Consider the following 26998-nt stretch of genomic DNA (forward strand, 5'->3'; position numbering starts at 1 on the left):
GCTCCTATTGTACTGAAAAATTTACTGTGCTATCATTAAATAATGCAATTGATCATTTCAGTATCCGGAGGAAACATGTCAATAAAAGTTAAATCATTTTTAAATAGAGAAACCCTGGTATATCTTCTAGCAATAATCTTTTCAGTAGTCATTCTGGTAGCCGGCAACAAAATGACCACCAAAAACCTGAACATGCTGAGCGGAGCAGAAGGAGTTACCGCTGAAAAGGCACAGGTCATAAAAGTTGTCAGTACAAAGAAGACAGAATATGATCTGGGGGGCGAAAATCCCGATACAGGCAAGGAAATCATATTTCAGGCCAGGGTTTTATCCGGTGATGACAAGGGTACTGAGATTATGGCACTGCAAACCATAGACCCTTTTACCGGAGCTTCCCTGAAAGAGGTTCAGGCAGGGGACAAGGTAATACTTTACAGGCTGGATAACGAAGGTTCCGATAATGACTGGGTGTTGGGCGAGTACCTGAGATCTGATTCGCTTTTGATAATGGGAATTGCTTTTTTTGTATTTCTTGTGATTTTCGGACGTTTTAAAGGCTTCAATACAATTATTTCTCTTATCTTTACCTGTGCAGCAATTTTTGCTGTATTTATTCCGGCCGTACTCCAGGGCTTCAATATATATTTCTGGTCCATAATAACCTGCATTTTTATAATAACAATGTCCTTCCTTATCATTTATGGTGCCAACAAGAAAAGCCTTTCGGCTGGAATAGGCTGCTTTGCCGGTATTTTGGTGTCAGGTTTTCTTACCCTTATAATGGACAACGTATTAAAGCTTACCGGTCTGGTCAGTGAGGAATCCCTTTATGTAATCCGAGTCAATCCCAATCATCCTATAGATCTCAGGGCAATAATATTTGCAGCTATACTTATCGGAGCCATCGGAGCCATAATGGACGTATCAATGTCCATAGCGGCCGCCCTTGCCGAATTCAAGGAAAAACTCGAATACACTCCCTTCAGCCTTATTATTAAATCCGGTATGGCTATAGGAAGGGATATAATGGGAACTATGGCCAATACTTTGATCCTGGCCTATATCGGGAGCTCACTTTCGGTGGTTCTGCTGCTGGTATCCTATAATAGCTCTGTTTTGGAGCTTATGAACAAGGAGATGATCGTGGTTGAGATTCTTCAGGCACTGATAGGCAGCTTCGGTATTTTGGTAACCATTCCTGTTACCTCCCTCATATGCGCCTATTTGTTTTCCGAAAGAGTCAAACCCGGATTCAAAGCCCATAAACTTCCCTCTTCTGATGAATTTCAGGATGATTATACCGATGGCTGGAAATAATAACTGGTTTTCCCGAAATTTTTATTATGAATTTTGTCTGATTGGTGCAAACTAAATTAAAATAACATTAGAAGAGGTTATATATGTTTGTACCGCAAAGAGTAATTTTCGAAACAGGCTCTCTGGACTATCCCCTGGGACGGCAGCTGTATGAAAGCTTCAAAGCCGGCAACCTTCAGATAATCGAAAGCTCATTGAATAAAGTAAAAAGTCATATTCCCGGAGAAACAACAGCTGCTTTGTATCAAAGCGGAAAAAACACCCTTGTTGTGGGTGTAAAAAAGAGCTTGAGCTTTCAGAGCTGCAAGCCCTCGGCCCATTACCAGCTGCCTCTGGTAAGCGGCTGCATCGGTCAGTGTGAATACTGCTATCTCAATACCCAATTGGGCGACAAACCTTTTATAAGAATTCATGTAAATCTTGAAGACATATTCCGGCAAGCCGATAAATATATTGGTGAAAGATTACCGGAGGAGACTATCTTTGAAGGTTCTGCAACCTCCGACCCTGTTCCCGTGGAACCGTATACCGGGGCGTTGAAAATGGCCATACGCTACTTTGCCGCCCAGGAAAAGGCCCGCTTCAGGTTTGTCACCAAATATACCGATATTGATGATCTCTTGACCCTGGAACACAAAAACCGTACAGAAATACGCTTCAGTCTGAATACCGAGTCCATAATAAAAAAGTACGAACATAAAACCGCTTCGGCAAAAAAACGTATTGGGGCAAGTGCCAAATTATATTCAGCCGGCTATCCTGTTGGCTTTATAATTGCACCTGTATTTATCTATGAGGGCTGGGAAAAGGAATACAGAGAGCTTCTGTCCGCACTGCGGCAGGAATTTCCGGCCTCAGCCTCAAATCCTGTGACCTTTGAGGTTATTTCCCACAGGTATACCACAAAAGCCAGAAATAAAATAACTGAAATCTTTCCTGAAACCACCCTGGACATGGACAACGGAAACAGGCAGTTTAAATACGGTCAATTCGGTTATGGAAAATATGTCTATCCCAGGGAAACCATGTCTCAGATTAAAGAGTTTTTTCAGAAGGAGATATCAGAGCTTTTTGAGAATGGGGAGATAAAGTATATTATTTAACGCGTTGCGCTAATTATTTAAATTTTGCTTTACCTGTGTAATTATATATATCAACTGTACTTCCGTACTAACTTCATAAAATAGAGATGCCCCAAAACAATTGTGAAAATTGTATCGCCTCATTTAAAGCGGTTTTGCCGCCGCTCAAACTCGACATCCTGTCTCGATTTGAAGCTCAAAGCCGCCTCCTGCTGCTTTGCCGGCAGAACCGCTTTACCTTCGTCGACAATTTATCTCAATTGTTTTTAACCGTGCATCCTATTTCATGAAGTTGTACTCACGTACCAGTTGATTCTAATTAAATCTATCTGTAAAGCAAAACAAAATATCATTGGTGCAATGAGTTTAATGACACTCAACTTCACAGCAAAGTCCTGAACATTAGTCTATTACAGGTGCGACACCGGCTTTTATAAAATCAACCAGCTCATGGGGCTTTATCTCTACCTGAAAGCCGATTTTTCCCGCACTGAATATTATTGAGTCAATATTCCCACAGGAGCTGTCCACAACCGTCGTGTAATCCTTTTTCATTCCTATGGGCGAGCAGCCTCCTCTAATATAGCCGGTTACCCTGTTTATTTCATCCATTCTGATCATTTCGACCGACTTTTCGCCCACCGATTTTGCCGCGGCCTTAAGATTCAGTTCCTTACCCACAGGAATGACAAAAATGAAGAAATTCTTGCTGGCACCTCTTGTAACAAGAGTTTTATATACCTTTTCTTCGGGCTGTCCGATCTTATTGGCCACCGAAACCCCGTCTATAGCCCCGTCCCTGTTTTCATAGGTATATGTATTATATGGAATATGCGCACTATCCAATATTCTCATAACATTCGTCTTTTGAATTCCCATATTGATGTTTCCTCCTGTTATTGCATCAGTATATCAAAAAAAATCCCTTTCCCCATATCCTTTTTACTTTTATTCCAGCTGCTCCTCTGGAAACCTGAAATGACCGATAATCCGGCCGCTCTTGCTCCACTTCAGCAGAATATTTTCTTCCTCAACCGCTACGGTACTGGCATTGTGTATGATGTACGGCACTCCGTCCTTGCGTCTTTTATCAGACACTATGGCCACATGGTCGGACCTGTTCAATACCACTATATCGCCGGGCTGCCATTGGTACAGGTTCTTTTTGTCATAGGGTTTAACTTCCCATGTCAGGCTTTCGGCATACTTTTCAAAGAATACTATCTGGTTTTTTACACGCCTGAAATCGATATTGGGATCGGGTACCTTTACACCATTTTTATAATCTTCAGTATTGTCAAGAATATCCCTGTCCATATTGCTTTTTAAATCATACCCTGCATTTTTCAACGCCCGCCAGATAACATCGGTACAGACTCCTTCCCACTCGGGAGGGTATCCTCCTTCATAATAGGTACTCTGGTATTTTGTCCGGTTAAGTACTTCCTTCCTGGCACCCTGGACTATGTCATCCATGTCGGAGATACCATCCCCGTCCATATCCCCTTCACAAACTATCTTTTCAACAGTAACCTTACCTTTTAAAAAGAAAAAAGCATCCAGATAAACAATTTTGTTGTAGCCCAATAGAGCTGCAAATCCCAATGCCAATACTATGGACGCTGTAATAATATTTTTTCTGCCGCTGTTTTTTATGTTTCGTAAAAAGCCATTTTTCATACCGATCCCCGTTTCCAGCTATAAATAACCGGATTATCCGTCATTGGAATCTTCCTTGTGCCTAACCTGCCGATCAGGATAATCCGTAAATGTTCTGTTCTATACATATCCTTGTTCTTTCGGCAGTCTTTGGATCAGCCTGCAGAGAATTTTGAATGAATTCCGGATGTTCCACAAGGAAAGCCCTCATAGTTTCAGTGGGTCTTTCAAGATAATCCATAAGCATTTTATGCTGTTGCCCGGTAATGTAATTTTCATCCAAGGCCCCGTTGAACAGGTCTTTGTCAACATTCATCAAAGCATGTGATTCCACTCCGGCACCATTGAGCTTTTCTGCACCGCCCTGAAGTCTGTCGACAACCACCAGACTGTATTTCAAATTTCCGTTCAGGGACTGGACAGCCGGTATCCATGCTCTGGTGTAGCTGGAAGCCTCGGTTATTATATCAGCTATATGAAGGACATTTTCGTTTTTTATATCCTTAACCTCAGATGATACACCCTTCTGAAACAAAACAGCCGTCAGGTCCTTAAATATTGTTATATGCGGAATTTTAAGCATATCCGCTATTATCAGTGAAAAAAACCAGTCTCTTCTTTCTCCCCCTGATATGTAACCGATATTTTTCATATTGAAATTACTTTTAATATACTCACACATTGAAGAAATTAGACCCTTGAAAATCTCATCGGTTTCAAAATTTTTGCGGGCAAGCTGCAAAACTATCTCAGAACATCCAAGCTTGTTTTCCTTGCAGACATCAATCACTTTCAGCAGGCTGTTGGCCTTTTCCTCACTGCCGTAAAGGAAGTGGGTATTTATATAATAAGGGCCGATCTTGGATGATGTGTACCAGAATGGCTTGTTTTCAGGGCATACTCTGACTGCATTTGTTTTGAAAAGCCAGGTTATAAGTTTATTTTTTTCCATTTAAGCTCCATTTCCGCTGGCACAATAAAAATGAATCTGCCAATGTGCAAATTGCACAAATCCATCTTTACAGCACTTGCCGTTTATATTTCTCATTTCAGTTTATTTTGCTTGCGCTTTTCTTCCATAAATTCCTGCCACCATTCCTGATTTTCTATTGTGCTCAATTCAAAACCAAGATGTTCTGTATCGCCTTCCATCAGCACTTCAAATTCATCCTTTTTATCATCGTAATCTACTACGGTAACCGAAGTATTATCATGCCAGAATATATTTTTAATATACTCAAGCTTCTGTCCGTAAAATCTGCAAAGCATGGTGCGTATTGCTGCCCCGTGGGTCACAATACAGATATTTTTTCCCGGGTTGCTGCTGATAATATGCTTTACTTCCCCAATAAGCCTGTCATAAAACTCTGAAACACATTCCCCGTTAGGCATTTGATGAAGATGCGGCTCTTCCTCCCAGGTTTTATTTTCTTTGGGGTACAGTACCGGAAGCTGATCGAAAGGCATATCCTCCCAATCCCCTCCGTTTATCTCCCTCAGCTTATCGGTACGGATTATGGGAAGCTGCTTTACATCGGCAATATACTGTGCCGTCTGCAAGGTACGGGTCAAACTGCTTGAATATATTATATCAATAGGCATGGAAGCCAGCCTTTCGGCAACTTTCAAGGCCTGTTTGTGGCCCTTTTCGGTTATCCTGCTGTCAAACCATCCATGAAAACGTCTGTTAATATTGCCCTCCGCCTCTGCGTGTCTTACAAAAATAAGTCTGGTTATCATCTCATCCTCCAATGCAAAAATTGTTACCTTCGGTTTAATTATACCAAACTTTTCACATATTATTAACCGGCACAAAGGATTAATTTAATTCCAGCTTGCCTGTGATATCCTTTAAATTACTGTATCGGTATTTCTTCATGTATTCTTTCAGTCCCGAAATAATGTCCAAAGGTACGGCAGGATTAATAAAGTTGGCTGTGCCGACCATGACCGCGGCCGCACCCGCAAGCAGGAACTCCACCGCATCATCACCGCAGGCTATGCCGCCCATACCGATCACAGGTATTTTGACCGCATGGGCGGCCTCATACACCATTCTTACGGCTACAGGCTTTACGGCAGGCCCTGAAAGCCCTCCGAAATTATTTGCAAGCACCGGTTTTTTTCTATGAATATCAATTGCCATTCCCAGTATTGTATTTATAAGTGATACACAATCCGCCCCAGCCGCTTCGGCCGCTCTGGCCATAGATTTTATGTCTCCCACATTTGGCGAGAGCTTTACAATTAAAGGCTGCTTACAGTATCTCTTTACAGCCGACGTTATTTCCTCAATAAGCAGCGGATCGGTGCCAAAGGCCAGTCCTCCGGCCTTTACATTGGGGCAGGAAACATTGAGCTCAATGGCATCAATTTCCGAATCTCCAAGTATCTCGGCCATTTCACAGTACTCTTCTATGGTATTTCCGGCTATATTGGCGATTACCCTTGTATCGAATTGTTTCAGAAAGGGCAGGTCATGCTTTTTAAACACCTCAACTCCCGGGTTCTGAAGCCCCACACTGTTGAGTATGCCTGCCGGAGTTTCGGCTATTCTGGGCGGAGGATTGCCTTTCCGTTCTTTCAGGGTAAGTCCCTTCACGGATATCCCGCCAAGAGTATTCAAATCAATATATTCACTGTATTCATGTCCAAAGCCGTAGGTGCCTGATGCCATGATGACCGGATTTTTAAAACTGATTCCTGCTATATTTACACTAAGATCAATGTTATTTGACATATTACTCTCCAATCTGTACATCTAAATGTCAGTGGTTTTTTAATGCGCCAAGCTCCCCGGCGTATGCCTCTATGCACTACACCGGGGAAAAACGCCTGCGTTTTTCATATGCGAAGGCAAGTGATGTACGCACTATCTGCTATCTTCGCATTGGTCCCAGCAGATGTCTGTGCTCCAGAATACCGGGCCGTCCTTGCAAACATGAGCGAAACCCCAGTCATCCTCTCCCTTTTTGGTCTTGCAGGCACAGACCAGACAGGCACCTATTCCGCAGCCCATTCTCTGCTCCATGGAGACCTGGCAGGGAATACCATTTTTTTCTGCTATAGCTGCCACCTTGCGCATCATGATGCCGGGGCCGCAGGTATACACTATATCGGGCTTTTGGCCGAGTATACGCTGCTCCAGCAGTTCTGTGACAAAAGCCTGCTTTCCGTAAGTACCGTCATCGGTGGCTATTTCCACATGCTGTGCCGCGGCCCTGAACCGGTTTTCCAGCACCACGGAGGTTTTTGTCCTGAAACCCAGCAAAGCTGTCTTTTCTTCCGCTTTACTGCTGTTTAAAAGATACAGCAGAGGAAAGGTACCTATTCCGCCTCCAACAACAACAATGCTTTTATACCTGTCATCTATTTCAAAGGGCTTTCCCAACGGAGCCATAATATCAACCTCGCCTGTACATTTGCAGCTCAGCCTCTCGGTCCCGTTGCCCTTTACCTGAAAAACAATATCAAAGGTGCTGTTTGCCCTGTCCACGTCGCAAATGCTTATAGGTCTTCTGAGAAAAGCCTCTATGCCTCCGCACTTCACATTGACAAACTGGCCCGGTGCAGCATTCTGTGCCACATACTCCGATCTGACGGTCATTTTGTACACATCGTCACAGAGCTTTTCCAGGTCTGCAATCTGTTCAGTAAGAACTTTCTTCATGGTTATCTCCATTTCTATTCAAATATACTCAGGTTCAGCACTTCAAGCTGGCCTTCGGTCTTGCCCAGCTTGAGACATCTGATTATTGCAGAAGCCGTATCAAGTGATGTCAGACATGGAATTGACATTTCAACGGCTTTTCTTCTTATTTTGAAGCCATCCCTGTCCGGCTTTCTGCCTTTTGTAGGAGTATTTATGATCATTCCCAGCTTGCCTGACTGTATCAGGTCAAGTATGTTGGGTGAACCTTCATCCAGCTTCTTGACCGCATTTGTGGCAATACCGTTGTGGTTCAGCATGTGAGCTGTCTTGCCTGTTGCGTACAGGGTAAAGCCCAGCTTTTCAAATTCTTCCGCTATTCCCACAAGCTCGGGCTTGTCGGTATCCCTTACCGTCATCAATATTCCGTCGCCTTTTTGAGGCAGCCTGATCCCCGATGCTATGATACCCTTATAAAGCGCTTCAGGGAAATTATCGGCGATTCCCAGAACCTCACCGGTGGATTTCATTTCAGGCCCCAGACTGATATCCACGTCATGAAGCTTTTCAAAGGAGAACACCGGTACTTTAACAGATACATATTCGGGCTCCTTGTAGAGACCGGTTCCAAATCTGAAATCACCCAGCTTCATTCCCATCATGCACCTGGTAGCCAGATTTACCATTGGTATTCCCGTAACCTTGCTTATATAGGGTACTGTACGGCTTGACCTTGGATTGACTTCTATTACGTAAACTTCATTGTTGTAGACAACATACTGTATATTTACAAGTCCTATTACATTGAGAGCCTTTGCAAGCCTTTCAGTATAATCCACAATGACTTTTTTAATTTTGTCACTGACCGTCTGGGTGGGATATACCGAAATACTGTCACCAGAGTGTACCCCCGCTCTTTCAAGGTGCTCCATTATACCTGGTATCAATATGTTTTCACCGTCGCAGATGGCGTCTACTTCTATTTCCTTACCCATCATGTATTTATCAACGAGGATGGGGTGCTCCTGCACGGTTCTGTTTATTATCTCCATAAATTCAGCTACATCCCTGTCGTTAAAGGCAATTTCCATACCCTGCCCGCCCAGTACGTAGGAAGGTCTTACAAGTACGGGATAGCCCAACTCGTTTGCGGCTGCAAGTGCCTCCTCAAGTGTAAATATTGTCTTGCCCTGGGGCCTCGGAATACCTGTCTTTTCCAGTATTTCGTCAAACTTTTCCCTGTCTTCGGCAGCGTCTACATTTTCAGGCTCTGTTCCGAATATCCTTACACCCATCTCATCCAGTGCTTTTGTCAGCTTTATGGCTGTCTGGCCTCCGAACTGGACTATAGCTCCCTTGGGATTTTCTGCTTCAACTATATTCTGCACATCCTCGGGTGTAAGCGGTTCAAAATACAGCTTATCGGCAGTATCAAAGTCGGTGCTTACTGTCTCGGGGTTGTTGTTTGCTATTATGGTTTCGTAACCCATTTCCTTAAGTGCCCAGACAGAGTGAACCGAACAGTAGTCAAATTCTATTCCCTGCCCGATCCTGATAGGGCCCGATCCCAGCACAAGAACCTTTTCCCTGGAGGATTGCTTGACTTCGGAGTTATTGTCATAGGTGGAATAGTAATACGGAGTTGCCGCCTCAAATTCAGCCGCACAGGTGTCAACCATTTTGTAGGCTGCCATAATTCCCTGCTGTTTTCTCAGGTTTGTTATATTCTCCTTTGTTGTCCCCGTCAGTTTGGCGATTACTCTGTCTGTAAAGCCCATTTTCTTGGCTTTTCTTAAAATATCCCCTGTCAGCTGGCCGGGTGTATAGGACTTCAGCTTTTCTTCCATCAACACAAGTTCCTTTATCTTGCATAGGAAGAAATAATCTATTTTTGTTATTTCATAAATTTCTTCCAGGGTGACCGAGCGGCGTATTGCCTCCGCTATTACAAAAATTCTTTCGTCATTTATATCTGAGAGCTTTCTTACCAGCTCATTTCCTTCAAGTTTTTTATAAATATCCTGTTCAAGTGTGAATATACCCAGTTCCAGTGACCGTATGGCTTTCATTAAAGCCGCCTCAAAGGAGCTGCTGATGGACATTACCTCTCCGGTTGCCTTCATCTGTGTCCCAAGTGTTCTTTTTGCTCTGACAAACTTGTCGAAAGGCCATTTTGGTATCTTTACAACCACATAGTCCAGGGTGGGCTCAAAGCAGGCATAAGTCTTGCCGGTAACCGCATTTTTTATCTCATCCAGGCCGTATCCGATGGCTATCTTTGAGGCAACCTTTGCGATTGGGTAACCCGTTGCCTTGGAGGCCAAAGCCGAAGACCGGCTGACTCTTGGGTTAACCTCGATGACTGCGTACTCAAAGCTTGTGGGGTGCAGTGCGTACTGAACATTACAGCCGCCCTGTATTCCAAGCGCCGATATTATTTTCAGGGCAGAGGTCCTCAGCATCTGATATTCCTTGTCTGCCAGGGTCTGAGAAGGTGCCACGACTATGCTGTCACCCGTATGTACACCGACGGGATCAATGTTTTCCATATTGCATACGGTGATTACATTTCCCTTGCTGTCACGCATTACTTCATATTCTATTTCCTTCCAGCCGGCAATACATTTTTCAATCAAAACCTGATGAACGCGGCTGAGCCGTAGTCCATGACCGCCTGTTTCCTTCAGTTCCTCTTCGTTGTTGACAATTCCGCCGCCCGTGCCGCCAAGTGTGTACGCCGGTCTTACAATGACAGGGTATTCAATTTCCTTTGCAAAAGCTACGGCATCCTCTATGGTAGTGACAACCTTGCTGGCAATACAGGGTTCACCTATGCGTTCCATGGTATCCTTGAAATCCTGCCTGTCCTCAGCCATTTTAATTGCTTCGGTTGCAGTTCCAAGCAGCTTTACACCCTGTGCTTCCAGAAAACCTGATTCAGCCAGTTCCATTGCAAGATTAAGTCCGGTCTGGCCTCCCAGAGTGGGCAGTATGCTGTCCGGCTTTTCCTTCAGGATAATATTCTTTACAACCTCGGCTTTCAGTGGTTCAATATATACCTTATCCGCTATATTTGTATCAGTCATAATTGTAGCAGGATTGCTGTTTACAAGTACAACTTCGATTCCTTCTTCCTTAAGTGCCTGGCATGCCTGGGTTCCTGCATAGTCAAACTCGGCTGCCTGGCCTATTATGATAGGGCCTGACCCGATAACCAATACCTTGTGAATATCATTACGTCTTGGCATTCTATTCTCCGATCTGCCGCTGTGCGGCTGTTATTAACTAACGAAAAGCATTTGTGTTTTGTCTATTTGTTCAAGCTGCCGGCTTCATCGATCATTTTAATAAACTCGTCAAAGAGATAAGCCGTATCCCCCGGTCCCGGCGATGCTTCAGGATGGAATTGCACCGTAAACATGGGGGCATTTTTATATTTAAGACCTTCTATGGTTCCGTCATTCATATTTATATGGCTTATTTTCATTATTTCCGGATCAAGTGATTCTTTTATGATGGTATACCCATGGTTTTGAGAAGTGATGTAAGTCATATCCTTTTCAATATCTTTGACAGGATGGTTGCAGCCTCTATGGCCGTATTTGAGCTTTTCGGTATCGGCTCCGTTGGCAAGTGCAGTGAGCTGATGTCCCAGGCATATTCCGAAAATGGGCTTTTTACCTATCAGCTTTTTAATATTATCTATCTGAAACCTGCAATCCTTTGGATCTCCCGGTCCGTTTGACAGCATTATTCCGTCTGGTTCAACAGTGAGAACCTCCTCTGCAGTAGCCGTACATGGGAATACATATACCTCACAGTTCCTTTTTTGCAGTGATCTAACGATGTTTTTCTTGAGACCGTAATCCAGCAGTGCGATTTTGTAGCCTTCTCCGCTGTAATGTTTTATTTCGGGAGTTGTAACCTGCAAAACCGGATTGCTTACGGTATAGGCTTTAACTTCAGCTATTTTTTCTTCAATTTCCTCAAGAGTCTCACAGGTGACTATGGTCCCCTTCATTGTTCCCCTGTTTCTCAATATTATGGTAAGTGCCCTTGTATCTATACCTTCCAGCCCGATTATCCCATGTCTCTTCAAATATTCATTGAGGGATTCTATGGATCTCCAGTTGCTGGGCGTCTTACAAAGTTCTCTTACTATAAACCCCTTTACCTGGGGCTTTACGGATTCAATATCATCAAGGTTAACTCCGTAATTGCCTATCAGCGGGTAAGTCATGCAGACAATCTGTCCGCAGTAGGAGGGATCGGTCAGAACTTCCTGATATCCTGTCATGCCGGTGTTGAATACTACTTCACCTACTACCTTTCCTTCCTTTCCAAAACTGTTTCCCTCAAAAACCGTTCCATCTTCAAGCAGTAAAAATGCCTTCATTGTAACCTCCATGACACCCATGTGCCGGTGGCTGTCCCACCGGTCATACGGGACAAAATAATTTTATTTCTTTTTATCTATATCCGGCAAGAGCACTGTTTAAATCTTCCTTCATTCTGATTACTTCAGCTCTCGCAGCTTCTGCAAACTTATCTTCACTGTACAGGTTCTTCCAGTTATCCGACATATATGCGCACATTATACTCCTTGAGGCATTGACTATGGCCCCCAGACCGTCGCTGTTAAAGTTGTTGACACAGTCCCTTGCAGTTCCGCCCTGTGCGCCGTAGCCCGGTACAAGAATATATGCGTGTTTCATAATTGAACGCAGCAGCTTTGCCTGGTTTGGATAGGTGGCCCCCACAACCGCTCCCACGCTGCTGTAGCCATACTGTCCCCTGACATTTTTTCCCCATTCATTTACATATGAAGCCATTATTTCATAAATGCTTCTGCAATCCTGTGTAACCAGGTCCTGAAGCTGCCCCGAGGATTTGTTGGAGGTTTTGACAAGTACGAATATACCCTTTTCATGTTTATCACAGTCGTCTATAAAGGGTTTGATACCGTCTATGCCGAGATATGGGCTGACAGTGAGTGCATCCGCATCAAAGGCCTTTTGTTTTATCCCATCCGCCAGAACCGTTTCTCCCAAAAATGCCCTTGAATAGGCTTCGGCTGTTGTACCGATGTCATTCCTCTTCCCGTCTGCTATGACCAGAAGGCCTTTGCCCCTGGCATACCTGCAGGTCTCGTCAAAGGCTATCATACCCTCAATACCATACATTTCATAATAGGCAAGCTGCGGCTTTACTGCAGGTACCTGGTCATAAACCGCATCCACAAGCTGTTTGTTAAATTGTATGATGGCCTGTGCCGCACCTTTTAAGGTCACTCCGAATTCTTTAAAAGCTTTTTCCTTAATGAAGGAAGGTACATATTCAATTTTGGGATCAAGCCCCACTACCGTTGGATTGTTCTTTTCCTTGATACTTTCAATGAGTTTGTCAATAAACATATTAATCGTTCTCTCCATTCCGCCGCTTCAGGCAGCGGCATAAATAGTTTGCAAAAGGGCCGGCAGTATGCAGAATATTGTACTAGACTATCTGTCCTGACCTTACTACAGGATTGCCGCCAACAATTGTATATTGAGGCTGTCCGAATAGTTTATAGCCGTTATAGGGTGAATTTTTGCCCTTTGATTCCAGCTTGTTGATGTCAACCGTATATTGTTCATTTATATTGAATATCATAAGGTCTGCACTGAATCCGACTTCAATTGTTCCCTTGTTCAGGCCCAGCATTTTGGAGGGGTTTGCACACATTTTTTGAACCAATTGCTTTAAAGTGAGATGTCCCGGTTTGACAAGACAGGTTATTGCGAGAGGAAATGCCGTTTCAAAGCCCACCAGACCGTTTGCGGCCTGTTTGAATTCAACATTTTTTTCATCCCTGTGATGAGGAGCGTGATCGGTTGAAATTATATCCAATGTTCCGTCCTTCAAGCCCTCAATAATTGCATCAACATCCTTTTGAGTCCTTAAGGGGGGATTTACTTTTGCATTTGTATTGAAGCCTTCACAGGCCTGATCTGTCAGTGAAAAATAGTGGGGACAGGTCTCTGCGGTTACATTGACGCCGCGTCTTTTTGCATTTCTGATGAGATCGACTCCAAGTTCGGTGCTTACATGTGCTATATGGACTGCTGCCCTGGTGTATTCCGCAAGTATAAGGTCTCTTGCAATCATTACTTCCTCGGCGGGTGCGGGATTTCCCTTCAACCCCAGTACCGATGAGTAATAGCCTTCATTCATAAGTCCTTCATCCACCAGATCCAGATCCTCACAGTGTGATATTATGGTTATATCAAACATAGATGCGTACTGCATTGCTTTTTTCATTAATGAAGAGTTGTTTACAGGTTTCCCGTCATCTGAAAGAGCAACCGCCCCCGCAAATTTCAGTTCGCCTATTTCACTTAATTCCTCTCCTTTAAGTCCTTTTGATACGGCGCCGATAGGGTATACGTTTACCAGCCCTTCCGCTTTTGCCTTATTTATGACGTATTTGATCATTGCTTCATTATCAAGTACGGGATTTGTGTTGGGCATGCAGGCTACCGAGGTAAAACCGCCCTTTGCGGCACTTCTGGTTCCCGACTCTATATCTTCCTTGTATTCAAAGCCCGGATCCCTCAGATGGCAGTGAGCATCAACAAGCCCGGGTATAACGTACATTCCGTCTGCTTCAATGATTTCACAGCCTGTCGGATCTATATCTTCCCCGATATCCGCTATAAGGCCCTCGTCCGCCAGTATATCGGTAACCTTGTCCAAGCCACTTTTAGCATCAATAACATGTCCATTTTTAATCAATAACTTCATTTGCTGTTCCCCTCCTGGTCAATAGATATAGTAAAGCCATCCTTATTGCAACACCGTTTGTGACCTGCTCATTTATTGTGGACTGATCTCCGTCCATAACCATTGATGAAAGCTCCACTCCCCTGTTAACAGGGCCGGGGTGCATAACTATGGCATCCTCCCTGGCCAGTTTCAGACGCTTGTCGTCCAGACCAAAGAATCTTGAATATTCTCTGATTGATGGGAATAAGCCTTTCTTTTGACGTTCCAGCTGTATCCTTAAGCCCATTACCACATCGGCATCCAGTAATGCCTCCTGTACTGTGCTGAAAACGTTGACTCCGAGTTTTTCTATGCCGGGCGGTATCAGTGTTGCCGGTCCGGCTATATTTACTTCGGCACCCATTTTGGTGAGTCCCCAGATATTGCTTCTCGCCACTCTGCTGTGAAGAATATCCCCGACGATAGCAACCTTTAAGCCCTTCAGGCTTCCTTTTTTTTCAACCATGGTGAACATGTCCAGCAATGCCTGTGTAGGATGTTCATTCATCCCATCCCCGGCATTTATTACCGAGGATTTTACGTTTTGGGCCAACAGATGGGGCGCTCCTGACATGGGGTGTCTTATTATTATGACATCCGAGCCCATGCTGTCTATGGTTTTTCCTGTGTCTATGAGACTTTCACCCTTTTGGACACTGCTGCCGGAAGCTGAAATATTGGCAGCGTTGGCCCCCATGTATTTTGATGCCAGTTCAAAGGAAAGCCTGGTTCTGGTACTGTTTTCATAGAAAAGCGTAATTACCGATTTCCCCTGAAGATGAGCAGTTTTCTTATTGTTTGTGGTAATGATGTATTTCATTGTTTTTGCAGTATTAAGGATATATTCTATCTCTTCTGCCGTAATATCTCTAAGTCCAAGCAAATCTTTAGATTTTAGATTCATAGTAACCTCCGTTAGCCTTTCTTATTCCTTGTTTGATATGGTTACACTGTTCTCTCCGTCAATCTCAAGCACATTTACATGAACTATCTCACTTCTTGAGGTGGGTACATTTTTGCCCACATAATCGGCTCTTATGGGCAATTCACGGTGGCCCCTGTCGATGAGTACCGCAAGCTGGATCATCTGTGGCCTGTTTATGTCCATTATGGCATCAATTGCGGCTCTGACTGTTCTCCCGGTATATATGACATCATCTACCAGAACCACCTTCTTGTTGGCAATATCAAAATTAATTTCAGTTCCGTTAATTACAGGATGCTCATTCAACAAACTCAGGTCATCACGGTAAAGCGTTATGTCCAGTATGCCTACCGGAATTTCACTGTTCTCAACACTTTTGATCTTGTCTGCTATTCTCTTGGCCAGCGGTACTCCTCTTCTCTGAATTCCAATCAGCACAAGATTTTCAATTCCCTTGTTTTTTTCAATTATCTCATGGGAAATCCTTGTAATAGCCCTGCTTACTGCGCTTTCATCCATTATTTCTGTTTTCTGCATCCTGATCATCCTCTCTTTTTATGCTAAAAATCCATCTTAATTATTTAATATTAGCTATTTTCAATTTCTTAAAAGTCTTATTTCTTTCATTGCATTATTTTCTGCTAAAATCCAGCCGGTTGATTTAATTTAACAGAACCAAAAAAGCTTCCCGCCATAGGCAAGAAGCTTAAACATATCAAATATAATCCGGATGCTGAACAGGTATACTTTATCCGAATCAGCATTGATTATAAAGAATTCATGTTAAGTTTAATATCTCTCACCTTATAGCCTCTCTGGACTAATTTAAAGGTAAACCATTTATTTCTTAAAATCATAACATAACAAGTTAATGTTGTCCATAACTTTTTTAACAAAAATCCTGCCTGACTAACGGGAGTTTAATACACCATTACCTTACTTCCTTCAACTCCTGTATAAGCCGGGTGAAATAATCCGGCACAGGTACTTCAAATTCCATCAGCTCTCCGGTCGCAGGATGCTCAAGGGTGAGTCTCCTGGCGTGCAGCACCTGTCCCCGGGTATCAAATCTCTGCTTTTTCCTGCCATATACTTCATCCCCGATGACAGGGTGATTTATATATGCCATGTGTACTCTTATCTGGTGAGTCCTGCCGGTTTCCAGCTTTAGCTCCAGATAGGTTGCAGCAGGAAACCTATCCAGCACCTTGAAGTGGGTTACGGCATTCCGCCCCGACTTCACGTTAACGCTCATTTTCTTTCTTTCAACAGGATGTCTGCCTATAGGCGCATCTATTTTGCCTGTGCTTTCATATATAATACCTTCAACCAAAGCGATATACTCTCTTTTGATATCGTGAGTCTTTAACTTTTTTGAAAGGAATTCATGGGCATGATTATTCTTTGCTACAACCAGCAGACCTGAAGTATCCTTGTCAATCCTGTGCACAATTCCCGGTCTGATAATTCCGTTAATATCGGACAGGCTTTCACCGCAGTGTTTCATTAATGCATTGACAAGGGTTCCCGTATAGTTTCCGGCCGCGGGATGCACTACCATCCCCTTGGGTTTGTTTATAACAATAATATGTTCATCCTCATAGACTATATCCAGTGGAATTTCTTCTGCTGTTACCTGCAGTACTTCCGCCTCAGGAATCAGGGCGGTTATCCTTTCACCCGTCTTAAGCCTGTAGTTGGATTTTACCCCCACACCATCGACTGTAATATGTCCGTCCTGGCATAGCTTCTGAATATATGATCTGGAGTATTCCTCCAGTTTCCCTGCCAGCCATGCATCTATACGTGCTGAGTTTTCATCGCATTCCAGTATGATTTCTTTCAAATTTGCCTCCGCTATAAAATATTACTTACATTTTATTAATCATAATCTTTAACAGATGTTTTAAACAAGACTCACAACAATTATTATTTTTTATCCTCGTCTGTACCTGCGGCTTCGGATTTTTCCACCGACCCGGCTTCAGGCTTGGCCTCCTTATATATAAACAGTATATAGATTGCCAGCAATATGGTTCCTACCACAACAAGGCAGTCTGCCAGATTAAAGGTTGGAAATGTATAGCTTCCGAAATGGAACTCCAGGAAATCAACTACCTTCCCATCATTGAAGATTCTATCATACAGGTTTCCCAGTGCACCTGCAAGTATTATTGAAAGGGTTGTCCGAAGGAACTTGTTCTTATTTTTTATGATTACCCCAAAAATCACAAGAGCCACAACAGATACCATAACGGCCAGCAATACGGTTTTTCCCTCTAAAATGCTGAAGGCTGCACCTTCGTTTTCCAAATGCCTGATATAAAAGAAATTATTGATTACTGTTATGGGATTGCCTACAATTGAATCCACAACCCAAATCTTTGTCAGCCTGTCCAGCACAAATCCTGCAATGATTATTAATGCCCAAATCATATAGTCTCCTGTCCCGCTGCCTTGCAGCCACATAAATAGTTAAATTATGGTAAATACCATTTTGTAATGTCATTATACTTGTTCCATACATAAGGATTGACCGTACCCTTGATGTTCTTGCTGTACATCATACCGTCATTGAGGAAGTACAAACCTATATATGGCCTGTCATCAAGTACGGTATTCAATAATTTCGTAAATATATTTTTTTGTGCATCCGGATTGTTCTCGGTCAATATCTGCTGCAGGTACCCGTCAACTTCCGGATTGCTGTATCCCGCCACATTAAGGCCCGATTGAATTTCTTGGGTGGAATACGCAAAAGACAAATCCGGTACTGATGTAATTCTATATCCGGATAATGCCAGATCATATGCACCGGTTTTTAATGCATTTTTATAAGCATCCCAGGAAAGTTTAACCACCTGAACCGTTATACCGCTTTTCCCAAGCTGTGAAGCTATTTCCGAAGCGGTGTTAAATCTTAAGGAATTTTCCTGGTTTACTATCAGCTTTAATGTCAGTGCCTTTCTGCTTGTCTTATTGACATACTTATTTTTAGAATCCAGCACATATCCGCTCTGATTCAAAAATTCCTTAGCCTTGCCCAAGGCGTCCTTCTCATTAAAATCCACAAGCTGATAAACCCAGGAATTGGGGACGACGGGCAATTCTGCCGGTACGGCTATTCCTGTCGCCGCCTCATCTACCAGCTTCTTTTTATTTATTAAGTAATTAAGAGCATTTCTGAGGCGCTTATCTGTTAAGAGTCCTTTCTTGATATTTAAGGTTAAGAACTCATAATTTCTACTCTCAAACCGTTTCAAATTCATATCGGTACGGCCAATATACTTTCTATACTCGCCGTACTGAGCCGGAAGTACATCAATATCCCTGGCCTGAAAGCCTGCGTTTGCACTGTTTATGTTGTTAAAAACCTTTATCTCGATATTGGACAGATAGGGCAGCTTCAACGGAGCTTTTTTTACATCGGAATTTAAATTTTCAGCACCTTTGGCCGATGAATTGTTTGAGGCCTCACTTGCTGAGGCTTCAGCATTCCACCAGTTTTCACTGAGCCTCAATTTAACTCCCGTCTTGGCATTATAGGAATTGAAGCTATATGGGCCTGTTCCCACAGGTGTGAGATTTGCCTTTGAATTTTTATCGGTCAGCTTTTCATTTACAAAGTGATGTGCCGGAATAACAGGAAAAGTCAGTTCATTTCTAATTAAAGAATATGGCTGTTTCAGCTTTATAATAACGCTGTTCCCGCTTGCAGCTGCCGATTCAATGTGTTTTACATTGACTGAATACACACTGTTAATCTTTGTGTCCAGTAATGTATTGATGGTAAATACAACATCCTCTGCTTTAAACGGCATTTTGTCGTGCCACTTTATATTTTCCCTCAGGTTAATTGTCAGGGTCAGGCCATCGGCTGACAGCGAGGAACTTTTGGCCAGTACCGGAACAGGCCGCTGACTGCTGTCCAGAGCATAAAGCCCTTCAAATACCAGTCCCAGGAAATCCTGGACATGTACGTTATTTGTAAGAACAGGGTTAAGGGTGTCCACCGGAGTTGTAAAAAGTCTGATTGAGCCCCCTTTAACAGGTCCTCTATCTATAACATCGTATTTATCTTCATATACATCGTCCTCTACAGGCTTGTTCCTCTCCAGATTTACCGTACAGGCACCCAGGAGTATACTTATGATAAATAATATTGATAATTTACTGATTGTTTTCATAATCTTCTCCGTACTTTAGTCTTTTCCTGCAAGCATTTTCCCCATTGCTTCCAGTTTCTCAAATTGTCTCCCTGAGCATCATTATGGCAGCAAGGCTTCCGGTTTTTCCCATGTCTCCCCTGTAGGAAAAAAACACATCACTGTTGCATTTCGTACAGGTATCGCTTAACAGTATGTTTTTTTCCTGCACCCCATAATCCGTCAGCACCCGTTTGATTATCTGCTGCAGATCGATATGATACTTTTCATTACACCTGTCTATGTATATATCACACCAGGGATATTTGTTTATAAAAAACTCATACACTTCTGCTCCGACTTCAAAGCAGTTTTTGCATATTGAAGGCCCGACAGCAACCTGCAGGTCCTCCATATTGCTTTTATATTTTTCTTCCATAAGCCTCAGCGCTTCCAGGGAAATATTTGCCAAAGTGCCCTTCCATCCTGAATGTACCGCCGTGATGGCTTTTTTTACAGGATCCAGCATCAGCACAGGTACACAGTCGGCATAAAATGTTACCAGAGGTATACCCGGCACATCGGTGGTAAGCCCATCGCAGCCTATGATATCACTTTCTCTTGCCAGACCCTTTCCGGCATCCTCCGGACCCACATATCTTATTTTATTGCCATGCACCTGATGGGAAAGCACCATTCTATCAAAATCCACTCCCATTGCCCCGGCAATTATACAGTAATTGGCCAATACATTTTCCCTGCTGTCATTTCTGTTAAAACTGAGATTAAGTGAGGTACATTCACCTGAACTGACCCCTCCAAGCCTTGTTGTAAAACAATGGGTCAATATGTCCTGGTGGGTTTTCAGATTTCTGAACTCTAAAAATTTTAAATCGGATTTCTTTTGCACGATAATTCTGTCATTACTTTCTACCATATACGCCTCCATATGCGTGCAATTTTAACTAAGCCAGCTGCTGATCGTCAAAAAGCCTGCTGATCCGCTCTATTTTAACGGCTTTACCTGTTTTATCATCAACTTCCAGATAAATGGCACAAAATTGTACCCGTCCCTTGGCGACCTCAAATTTTTGCGGCATTCTGGTAATGAATCTTTCAATTATCAATTCCTTATCAACTCCGATAACTCCGTCGTATGGACCGGTCATTCCCACATCGGATATAATTGCCGTTCCAAAGGGCAGAATCCTTTCATCTGCCGTCTGAACATGTGTATGCGTACCGGCCACGCAACAGACCTTTCCGTCCAGATACCAGGCAAGCGCGCATTTCTCCGAAGTTGCTTCGGCATGCATGTCAACAAAGACAACCTTTGTTTTTGATTTTATTATCTGCAATTCTCTGTCGGCTGTGAGGAAAGGACAGTCAATGCTATCCATATACACTCTTCCCATCAGATTCAGTACCGCCAGTTCCCTGCCATTTGATTTCAGTATTGTATGTCCCCTTCCCGGTACATTGTCCGGGAAATTTGCAGGTCTGATTATTTTATCATCCGAATCAATAAAATTCAGAATCTCTTTTTTGGACCAGGTGTGATTGCCCATTGTAATGCAGTCCACTCCGGCCTTATACAGCTCCTGTGCTATAATATATGTTATTCCGCTGCCAGCGGCACAGTTCTCACCGTTTGCAATACAAAAATCTATGTCAAGTTCCTTTCTCAGTTGCGGTACACATTCCTTTACAGCCTTTCTTCCCGGGTTTCCATAAATATCCCCAATAAAAAGTATCTTCAAAGCATTTCCTCCAAAACTAATAGATAGGTTATTCCGTACAGTAATCACAAATAAAACCGGACACTTTAACTGGTCCGCTAATATATTATTATACCATTAACATTTATAACGAGGCAATAGATGACCCTTACCTCTTTGGTTTCGGCGGCGAGGGCATATCCAGGGTGTCAGCATACACCATTGCCTCATTGAAACGCGTAAAAGTCAATTATTATCGGCTTAAAGCAATATTCCCCTGGAAGGCGAAGGCTTCCAACCGTAATTGACTTTGGTAATACAAAACACTAAATACGTCAGAATTTATTTTCTCACTGTACAGTATGCCTGAAGAAGCCGATATTGATATTGGAAGTTGATGGTAAATTTCCAAGCCAGTTTAATATACTATAGCCTATAACAAAAAAGCGTGGGGGTTTCCCCCCACGCTTTTTCTGTTATAACCAACCTAAAGGTCCGTATAAATTACTTAGCATATTCAATAGCTCTTGTTTCCCTGAGCAGAGTAACCTTTATCTGTCCGGGATATTCAAGTTCGTCTTCTATCTTTTTAACTATTTCTCTGGCTTTGAGTACGATATCTGCATCATTTACAACTTCAGGTTTTACCATGATTCTTATTTCTCTACCCGCTTGAATTGCAAAACACTTTTCAACTCCTTCAAAAGAATTTGCAATTTCTTCAAGCTTCTCAAGACGTTTGATGTAGGATTCAAGAGTTTCTCTTCTGGCCCCGGGTCTTGCAGCAGAAATTGAATCCGCAGCCTGCACCAGCACCGAAACTATACTTGTAGCCTCAACATCGCCGTGATGGGAAAGGATAGCATTTACAACATCAGCGCCCTCTTTATATTTCTTGGCTACATCGGCACCGATTGTAACGTGTGATCCTTCAACCTCATGGTCGATAGCCTTACCAATGTCATGAAGCAAACCGGCTCTCTTTGCAAGAGGAACATCAACTCCCAGTTCAGCCGCCATTATTCCGGCCAAGTGAGATACCTCTATTGAATGGTTAAGTACGTTTTGTCCATAACTAGTTCTGAATTTCAATTTACCCAGTAATCTTATAAGCTCAGGATGCAAACCGTGAACACCAGTTTCAAATGCGGCGTTGTCACCCTCCTGACGAATAGTGTTGTCAACTTCCTTTTTGGCCTTTTCAACCATTTCTTCAATCCTTGCAGGATGAATTCTACCGTCAAGTATAAGCTTTTCCAGTGTCAATCTTGCAACCTCTCTGCGTATCGGGTCAAACCCGGACAATATTACCGCTTCCGATGTATCATCAATAATCAGGTCAATTCCTGTTAATGTCTCGAGAGTTCTGATATTTCTTCCCTCACGGCCAATTATTCTTCCCTTCATCTCATCATTCGGTAAAGGTACTACAGAAACTGTAGCTTCAGATACGTGATCGGCAGCGCACTTCTGAATAGCAGTGGCCAGAATGTCCTTGGCCTTTCTGTCTGCTTCCTGCTTCGCGTTGGCCTCAATTTCCTTAATAAGAGCTGCCGCCTCATGTTTAACTTCATTTTCAATATTTCTGAGAAGGTACTCTTTTGCATCTTCTACAGATAAACCGGAGATTCTTTCAAGTTCCTCAGTTTGCTTTTTAACAAGCTCTTCTGAACGCTCCTGTAAAACCTCTATATCCTTGATTTTTTTGTTTAAAGCCTCGTCCTTATGTTCAAGGGCTTCAACCTTTTTGTCAAGGGTTTCTTCTTTCTGAACCAATCTTCTTTCCTGCCTCTGAAATTCATTACGTCTTTCCTTGATATCTCTGTCGAGTTCAATTCTGCTCTTGTGAATTTCTTCCTTAGCTTCAAGAAGTGCTTCTCTCTTCTTACCTTCACCTTGCTTTAAAGCTTCTCCGACTATTCTTTGAGCTTCCTGCTCGGCACTTCCGATTGTGGCCTCAGCTTCTTTCTTTCTGGCCTCAAATCCTTTGTTAAAAGAGACTTTGTAAGATATAAATGAAGCAATTACTGCGATAACCAATCCACCACCGACTCCAATTAAAATGCTTGTAAGTTCGATTGTTACACACCTCCTCCTTATTCAGTTTTCAATGCTCAAATTTCAAAATTCATATTCAAAATAGTTAGTCAATTATAAACTTTGATGTTCAAAGTATCATAGGAAATTGACTTATATGACTGGAAACAAGTCGGATAGGAAACTGGAAAATCCTTACTGCATTGCAAACAGTACGATCAAAAAACAAGCATTTATGCCTATGGCTATATTTGTACATTAAAAAATGTACACAAATTCGATATGAGATGTAAAACAAACCTGCATATATAAATTAGCCTAAAACAAGCTTATATTCAATAAGTCATTAATCTGACAAATGTGTTTTCTGATATTAATTACCTTCTACAATACAACCAACTTACTTGCCATAATCAAGTTAATTTTAATCTTTTTTAATTTTTATGTCAAGAATTAAAAATTTCATGGATTATTGCCGTGTTTTTTTGTGACATTTCACTAAAATTTTAAATTAAAAATCCAAAATAATACGTAAAAACTTAAGCAAAACCAATGCACAACCAAACACTTAACAAAACACTTAACAAAACCTTAATATAAATTGTTTTGAAGCAAAGTAGCTTTTACCGTATTTTTCATCAGCATCGCCCTGGTCATGGGACCTACTCCTCCGGTAACTTTTGTTATTGCAGATGCAATTTCGGAAACCGTCTGGAACTGCACATCCCCCACCAGCTTGCCGTCTGCCCCTCTAGATACTCCTACGTCAACTACAACCGCACCAGGTTTGACATATTCAGGCTTAATAAATTCGGCCTTCCCGATTGCAACCACCAGAATGTCCGCGCTCCTGCATACGGCAGCAATATCGGCAGTCTTTGAATGGCATATGGTCACCGTAGCATTTTTTGCAAGAAGTAAAATAGCCTGCGGCTTTCCGACAATATTACTTCTTCCCACCACAACACAATTCTTTCCGGCGATTTGAATACCATTCGCCTCCAGCAGTTCCACAACTCCGGCAGGAGTACACGGCAGGAACTGCGGCCTGCCAATCATCAGATTACCCACATTTACAGGGTGAAAGCAATCTGCATCCTTAAGAGGATTAATTGCCGCAATAACTCTATCCTCGTTAATATGTTTGGGTATGGGCAGCTGAACCAGTATACCGTTAACACTATTGTCATTGTTCAAGGTTTCGATCAATTCCAGCAGTTCATCCTCTGAAGTCGATGCAGGAAGTGCATATTCGAAGGATTTAATCCCTATCTCAGCACAGTCGTTTTTTTTATGATTTACATATACTCTTGAGGCGGGGTCATCTCCCACTATTATTACTGCAAGTCCGGTATTTATGCCCTTTTGCTTAAGCTCTTCAACTTTTTCCTTAAGCTCAGCTTTAACCTTCCCGGCGAGTTCCGTTCCATTTAATACCTTTGCCGACATAAAAATGTTCCTCTCTTTTGTAATTTACAATCTGAATGGAAAGTGCCAGAATAATCCAAACAGATCCTCTATATATTTTATTTTAAGGATTTTTAGTTGTCAATTTATTTAAAATTGTATTATCGGCCTTTCCTCTTTTTGTCACCAGTCTTTCGGCCGGGCGATGAAGGATTTCTGTCAGTATCCCTGTTTCGGTTTTTTATTGACTTCTCATTGCCGGCAGACAACTTTTTACTTCCGGAAGCCGCTTTATTGCCTCCCGACTTGGGAGTGTCAACTGCTGGTCTTCTGCCGGATGGCTTTTTTTCAAAAGGCTTTTTACCCGATGACCTCTTGTCTGATGGCTTTTTACCGGCAGGTTTCCCATCCGCTGCTTCAAATTTCATACCTTTCAGCGGTTTAACCAGACAGTTTTGCCCAAAGCCTATCAAATCCTCTCTATGGGCTTCTTTGAGAGCTTCAATAACAAGGTGATAATTTTCTTTTCTCCTGTACTGCAACAAAGCCCTCTGCATGGCCTTTTCCTTTGGAGCTCTCGGAACGTATGCCTTTTTCATATTTCTTGGGTCATAACCTGTATGGAACATGCAGGTGGACAATGTTCCCGGCGTCGGATAAAAATCCTGCACCTGTTCGGGATTAATTCCATGTTCCTTCAAATATTCCGCCAGTTCAACCGCAGCATTCAAATCACTGCCGGGATGGCTTGAAATCAGGTATGGGACCAGGTATTGCTCTTTATTTATTTTTCTGTTGATATTGTAAAATTTCTTTACAAACCTGTCATAAAGCTGACGGTCAGGCTTGCCCATCTTTTCAAGGACTCTGTCAACCACGTGTTCCGGAGCAACTTTCAGCTGCCCGCTGACATGATGCTCACAAAGTTCGGTAAAAAAGTCATCGTTTTTATCCAGCATCAGATAATCATACCTGATTCCTGAGCGAATAAATACCTTTTTCACTTCGGGAAGTGCTCTCAGCTTTCTCAGCAGGTCCAGGTATTCCGAATGATCCACTATCAGATTTTTACATGGAGTCGGGTGCAGACACTGCCTGTCTTTGCAAACTCCATGCTTAACCTGCTTCTCACAGGCTATGCTCCTGAAATTTGCCGTCGGTCCGCCCACATCATGAATGTAGCCCTTAAAGCCTTCGGTCCAGATAAGTTTTTTTGCCTCATTCATAACCGAAGCCTGACTGCGCTTTTGAATAACTCTGCCCTGATGAAAATTAAGAGCACAGAAGGAACAGCCCCCATAACAGCCCCTATGGCTGGTTATGCTGAATTCAACTTCGGATATGGCAGGTATCCCGCCAAATTTTTCATATTCAGGATGATAGGTTCTTTCGTAGGGCAGTGCATATACCCTGTCCAGCTCTGAAACAGACATGGGTAAAGAAGGAGGATTTTGCACAAGGTATCTGTCTCCGTGCCTTTGAACCAGAATCCTGCCGCTGACGGCATCCTGCTCATTGTACTGTATTTTGAATGCTTCGGCATAGGTTTTCTTGTCTTCTGCCGCCTCTTCAAAAGAAGGCAGTACTGCCACTGTCTTCGAACCATTCGAATCCAGGGCATTTTTTATTTCGGCAGGCAGTTCATCATAAGAGGCCAGGTAGCAGCATCCCCTTGTATGCTTTATACTGGCGACAGGAACATCTTTCCTTAAAAGTTTCGCAATTTCAACAATGGGTTTTTCGCCCATTCCATATGATAAAATGTCTGCCTTGGAATCAACCAGAATAGATCTTCTGACCTTATCATCCCAGTAGTCATAATGTGCAAATCTTCTGAGACTGGCCTCGATTCCCCCTATTATAACCGGCGTATCCTTAAAGATTTCCTTGATTTTATTGGCATAAACTATAACAGCCCTATCCGGCCTGAAACCGGCCTTCCCGCCCGGCGAGTACAGATCGCCTGATCTTTTCTTTTTACCGGCGGTATAGTGATTGACCATTGAATCTATAACACCTGATGAGATAAGAACTCCGTATTTAGGACGTCCTAACCTCTTGAAGTCCTCACTCTTTTTCCAGTCGGGCTGTGCTATAATTCCAACTTTAAAGCCCTCACTTTCCAATACTCTCATTATTATTGCATGACCAAAGCTGGGATGATCAACATATGCATCTCCACTTATATATAAAAAATCCAGCTGTTCCCAGCCTCTCTCATTCATATCCTCAAAGCTTACAGGTAAAAAAGCCAT

22 protein-coding genes are annotated in these 26998 nt (G+C 42.7%); 2 read left to right on the forward strand and 20 right to left on the reverse strand.

Annotated elements, in window-relative coordinates; genetic code table 11:
* The first annotated feature begins 75 nt into the window (after window positions 1–75).
* Window positions 76–1317 (forward strand): YibE/F family protein, encoded by a 1242-nt coding sequence (locus tag CTER_RS12480; RefSeq protein WP_004625863.1) that lies wholly within the window; start codon window positions 76–78, stop codon window positions 1315–1317.
* Between the two features lie 83 nt (window positions 1318–1400).
* Window positions 1401–2420: a spore photoproduct lyase gene (gene splB, locus CTER_RS12485; RefSeq protein WP_004625825.1), complete on the forward strand. Its 1020-nt coding sequence runs from the start codon at window positions 1401–1403 to the stop codon at window positions 2418–2420.
* A gap of 381 nt (window positions 2421–2801) precedes the next feature.
* Here splB and ybaK read toward each other — a convergent pair whose 3' ends face one another.
* The 20 genes from ybaK to CTER_RS12585 form a co-directional block, all read right to left on the reverse strand.
* Window positions 2802–3278, reverse strand: a complete 477-nt coding sequence (gene ybaK, locus CTER_RS12490; protein ID WP_004625883.1) for a Cys-tRNA(Pro) deacylase — start codon at window positions 3276–3278, stop codon at window positions 2802–2804.
* Between the two features lie 69 nt (window positions 3279–3347).
* Window positions 3348–4079, reverse strand: a complete 732-nt coding sequence (locus CTER_RS12495; RefSeq protein ID WP_004625720.1) for a DUF1287 domain-containing protein — start codon at window positions 4077–4079, stop codon at window positions 3348–3350.
* A 73-nt stretch (window positions 4080–4152) separates the two neighbouring features.
* Entirely contained in the window at window positions 4153–5010 is an 858-nt protein-coding gene (locus CTER_RS12500; protein ID WP_004625718.1) for an orotate phosphoribosyltransferase, read from the reverse strand.
* A 92-nt stretch (window positions 5011–5102) separates the two neighbouring features.
* A complete protein-coding gene (locus CTER_RS12505; protein WP_004625826.1) occupies window positions 5103–5798 on the reverse strand; it encodes a histidine phosphatase family protein in 696 nt (231 codons plus the stop codon).
* A 79-nt stretch (window positions 5799–5877) separates the two neighbouring features.
* On the reverse strand, window positions 5878–6798 hold the full coding sequence (locus tag CTER_RS12510) for a dihydroorotate dehydrogenase (RefSeq protein ID WP_004625867.1): 921 nt from the start codon (window positions 6796–6798) through the stop codon (window positions 5878–5880).
* Between the two features lie 132 nt (window positions 6799–6930).
* Window positions 6931–7728, reverse strand: coding sequence for a dihydroorotate dehydrogenase electron transfer subunit (locus CTER_RS12515; RefSeq protein WP_004625747.1), 798 nt, complete (start codon window positions 7726–7728; stop codon window positions 6931–6933).
* Window positions 7729–7742: 14 nt separating this feature from the next.
* On the reverse strand, window positions 7743–10955 hold the full coding sequence (carB, locus tag CTER_RS12520; RefSeq protein WP_004625818.1) for a carbamoyl-phosphate synthase large subunit: 3213 nt from the start codon (window positions 10953–10955) through the stop codon (window positions 7743–7745).
* Window positions 10956–11017: 62 nt separating this feature from the next.
* Window positions 11018–12103, reverse strand: coding sequence for a carbamoyl phosphate synthase small subunit (locus CTER_RS12525; RefSeq protein ID WP_004625745.1), 1086 nt, complete (start codon window positions 12101–12103; stop codon window positions 11018–11020).
* A gap of 73 nt (window positions 12104–12176) precedes the next feature.
* Window positions 12177–13121, reverse strand: a complete 945-nt coding sequence (gene pyrF / locus CTER_RS12530) for an orotidine-5'-phosphate decarboxylase (RefSeq protein ID WP_004625837.1) — start codon at window positions 13119–13121, stop codon at window positions 12177–12179.
* Window positions 13122–13203: 82 nt separating this feature from the next.
* Window positions 13204–14490: a dihydroorotase gene (locus CTER_RS12535; RefSeq protein ID WP_004625726.1), complete on the reverse strand. Its 1287-nt coding sequence runs from the start codon at window positions 14488–14490 to the stop codon at window positions 13204–13206.
* Window positions 14474–15415 carry an aspartate carbamoyltransferase catalytic subunit gene (locus CTER_RS12540; RefSeq protein WP_004625791.1) on the reverse strand — a complete coding sequence of 314 codons (942 nt, stop codon included), beginning with the start codon at window positions 15413–15415 and terminating at the stop codon, window positions 14474–14476. Before CTER_RS12540 ends, CTER_RS12535 begins: the two co-directional genes overlap by 17 nt.
* A 21-nt stretch (window positions 15416–15436) precedes the next feature.
* Entirely contained in the window at window positions 15437–15973 is a 537-nt protein-coding gene (gene pyrR / locus CTER_RS12545) for a bifunctional pyr operon transcriptional regulator/uracil phosphoribosyltransferase PyrR (RefSeq protein WP_004625806.1), read from the reverse strand.
* 394 nt (window positions 15974–16367) lie between these two features.
* Window positions 16368–17282, reverse strand: coding sequence for an RluA family pseudouridine synthase (locus tag CTER_RS12550; protein WP_004625734.1), 915 nt, complete (start codon window positions 17280–17282; stop codon window positions 16368–16370).
* 83 nt (window positions 17283–17365) lie between these two features.
* The gene (gene lspA, locus CTER_RS12555; RefSeq protein WP_004625841.1) at window positions 17366–17872 is read right to left on the reverse strand and encodes a signal peptidase II; all 507 of its coding nucleotides are present in this window, start codon (window positions 17870–17872) and stop codon (window positions 17366–17368) included.
* A gap of 44 nt (window positions 17873–17916) precedes the next feature.
* On the reverse strand, window positions 17917–19623 hold the full coding sequence (locus tag CTER_RS12560; RefSeq protein ID WP_004625833.1) for an ABC transporter substrate-binding protein: 1707 nt from the start codon (window positions 19621–19623) through the stop codon (window positions 17917–17919).
* A gap of 58 nt (window positions 19624–19681) precedes the next feature.
* Complete coding sequence (pgeF, locus tag CTER_RS12565) at window positions 19682–20518, reverse strand: peptidoglycan editing factor PgeF (RefSeq protein ID WP_004625891.1); 837 nt, start codon at window positions 20516–20518, stop codon at window positions 19682–19684.
* Window positions 20519–20546: 28 nt separating this feature from the next.
* Window positions 20547–21341 carry a TIGR00282 family metallophosphoesterase gene (locus tag CTER_RS12570; RefSeq protein ID WP_004625838.1) on the reverse strand — a complete coding sequence of 265 codons (795 nt, stop codon included), beginning with the start codon at window positions 21339–21341 and terminating at the stop codon, window positions 20547–20549.
* 462 nt (window positions 21342–21803) lie between these two features.
* Window positions 21804–23339, reverse strand: coding sequence for a ribonuclease Y (gene rny / locus CTER_RS12575; protein WP_004625799.1), 1536 nt, complete (start codon window positions 23337–23339; stop codon window positions 21804–21806).
* Window positions 23340–23927: 588 nt separating this feature from the next.
* Window positions 23928–24785, reverse strand: coding sequence for a bifunctional methylenetetrahydrofolate dehydrogenase/methenyltetrahydrofolate cyclohydrolase FolD (gene folD / locus CTER_RS12580; protein ID WP_004625889.1), 858 nt, complete (start codon window positions 24783–24785; stop codon window positions 23928–23930).
* Window positions 24786–24904: 119 nt separating this feature from the next.
* On the reverse strand, window positions 24905–26998 hold the full coding sequence (locus CTER_RS12585; protein ID WP_004625749.1) for a YgiQ family radical SAM protein: 2094 nt from the start codon (window positions 26996–26998) through the stop codon (window positions 24905–24907).

This window comes from Ruminiclostridium cellobioparum subsp. termitidis CT1112, assembly GCF_000350485.1.
Lineage (GTDB): Bacteria > Bacillota > Clostridia > Acetivibrionales > DSM-1351 > Ruminiclostridium > Ruminiclostridium termitidis.